We start from the raw sequence: 2,455 nt of genomic DNA, 5'->3' as shown, positions 1-2,455 counted from the left end.
ATCTATATAAATTATTATATTGTTAATCTATAATTTTATGGTGTTTAAATGAGTGAGGATATTAAAAAAACCATTAATGAATTACATATTTATGAAAAGAAACTTTTAAAAGAACTAGAAGCAAATGTAAATGCAACTCCAGAAGAAATAGCTGAAAAAACTGGTATGGATATTAAATCAGTTATGAGTGCAGCCGGGTCTCTTGCTTCAAAAGATATTATTAAAGTGGAAAAAGACGTTGAAGAAGAAGTTTCTTTATCTGATGTGGGATTGGAATTTGCTAAAAATAAACTTCCAGAACGTAGAATTCTTGATGTTCTAGCTGAGAAAAAAGAAATACACATGAAGGATTTAGCCAGTGTTTCTGGTCTTAATAAAAAAGAATCTAATATTGCAATTGGTTGGTTGCGCCGTAAAAATTGGGCTCAAATCGACAAAGGTGTTGTTAAAGTAACTGATGGTGGGGTTGCGTTTAAAGATAAGTTAGGTGATGATGAAGAATTACTTAATATTTTAACCGAAACTAAAAATCTCATCAAGGAAAAATTAACTGGCGATTTGATTGATGGATTTAAAAAATTGAATGATAGAAAAAACATTTTAAATATCAAAAAGAATACCTCACATTCTTTTAAGGTTTTGGGTAAAGGTCAAGAAATACTCAAACAAGGTTTCACCATTCAGGAACAAGCTACTCAATTAACACATCAACAATTAAAAGATGGGGAATGGAAAAACTTACAATATCGTCCTTATGACATTAATGCTGAAGCACCTGTTGTTTTTGCAGGTAAAAAACATCCGTTAAGAGTTACTATTGACGAAATTAGGGAAATCTTTTTGAATATGGGATTTTCTGAAGATAAGGGGGAATATGTGGAATCAGCATTTTGGAACTTTGATTCTCTTTTCCAGCCACAAGATCATGCAGCTCGTGAAATGCAAGATACTTTCTATTTAAAAAATCCATTAACTTGTGACTTGCCAGATATGGATTTGGTAAAGCTCACAGCTGAAACTCATGAAAATGGTGCAGATACAGGTTCAATTGGTTGGCAATACGATTGGAGTGAAGATATCGCACGTCAAAGCGTTTTAAGAACTCACACAACTGGAATATCTACAAAACATTTGTTTGAACATGAGCCACCAATCAAAATGTTTTCTGTCGGAAGAGTATTTAGAAGAGAAACTTTCGATTATAAACACTTACCTGAATTCCACCAAGTCGAAGGACTTGTATGCGATGAAGGAATCAGTTTCCAAAATCTCCTAGGAACTTTAAAAGAATTTTATAAAAAATTAGGTTTTGAAGTAAGATTCAGACCTGCTTACTTCCCTTACACATATTTATCCACTGAAACTGAAATTTATTTGGAAGAAAAAGAAAGCTGGATTGAGCTTGGTGGAGCTGGAATGTTTAGACCTGAAGTTCTAAAACCTTTAGGAATTAATCAGCCTGCTTTAGCATTCGGTTTAGGTATTGAAAGACTTGCAATGATTAGATATGATGTGGAAGATATCCGTATGCTTTACAAAAGTGATATTAAATGGCTTCGTGAATTGCCTATTGATAAGGGAATTGAATTATAATGTCAATTAAACTGGTTTCTTGGAACGTTAATGGGATTAGAGCAGTTTCAAAAAAAGAAGAGTTTTGGAACTGGTTTGATAATACTGATGCAGATATTATTAATTTCCAGGAAGTAAGATCCACACAAGAACAAATCCCTAAAAAATTAGTTGATATTGAAGGATTTCACAAATCATTTAATGAAGCTGAAAAGAAAGGGTACAGTGGTGTTGGGACTTATTCTAAAATTGAACCTATTGATGTTGTTAAAGGTTTAGGTGTCAAGGAGCTTGATAGCGAAGGAAGAGTCTTAAGAATGGAATATTCTGACTTTTTCTTATATAACATCTATTTTCCAAACAGTGGTATGGGAGCTAAAAGACTAGATTTTAAAGTTGATTTTTGTAATGCATTACTCAATCAAATTGTTGATTTGAAAAATGATGGTGAAAATGTTATTGTTACTGGGGATTATAACATTGCTCACAATCCAATTGATGTTTATAATCCTAAAAATTGTGAAGGAAAATCTGGATATTTGCCTGAGGAGCGCTCTTGGTTAGATGAACTTGAAAATGCAGGTTTTATTGATACATTTAGAATGTTTGATAAAGGAGAAAATAACTTTACTTGGTGGAGTTATAGAACACGTGCTCGTGAGAGAAATGCTGGATGGAGACTTGATTATTTCTATGTAAATGAAGAAATAAGCGACAAGGTAAAATCAGCTAAAATTTTAAGTGATGTTTTTGGTTCTGACCATTGTCCTGTGACTTTGGAACTTGATTTTTAAAAAATTATTAATTGGTGATTATAATATTGTATTTACATCACCAATATTATCAATAATTGTAATATCTAATTTATTTTCTTTTATAAATT

The 2,455-nt window shown here is 31.9% G+C and carries 2 protein-coding genes; both read left to right on the top strand.

What is annotated here, in order from left to right; translation table 11 throughout:
- Positions 1-48: 48 nt before the first annotated feature.
- Positions 49-1,593 carry a phenylalanine--tRNA ligase subunit alpha gene (locus tag ACR0P1_RS07765; RefSeq protein WP_432645836.1) on the top strand — a complete coding sequence of 515 codons (1,545 nt, stop codon included), beginning with the start codon at positions 49-51 and terminating at the stop codon, positions 1,591-1,593.
- Positions 1,593-2,366, top strand: coding sequence for an exodeoxyribonuclease III (locus tag ACR0P1_RS07760; protein WP_432645835.1), 774 nt, complete (start codon positions 1,593-1,595; stop codon positions 2,364-2,366). Before ACR0P1_RS07765 ends, ACR0P1_RS07760 begins: the two co-directional genes overlap by 1 nt.
- Positions 2,367-2,455: the final 89 nt, after the last annotated feature.

Source organism: Methanobrevibacter sp., from assembly GCF_050872065.1.
In the GTDB taxonomy this organism is placed as follows: Archaea; Methanobacteriota; Methanobacteria; order Methanobacteriales; family Methanobacteriaceae; genus Methanocatella.
The sequence above is the reverse complement of the archived record's forward strand: the minus strand, read 5'-3'. Positions and strand labels throughout refer to the sequence as shown.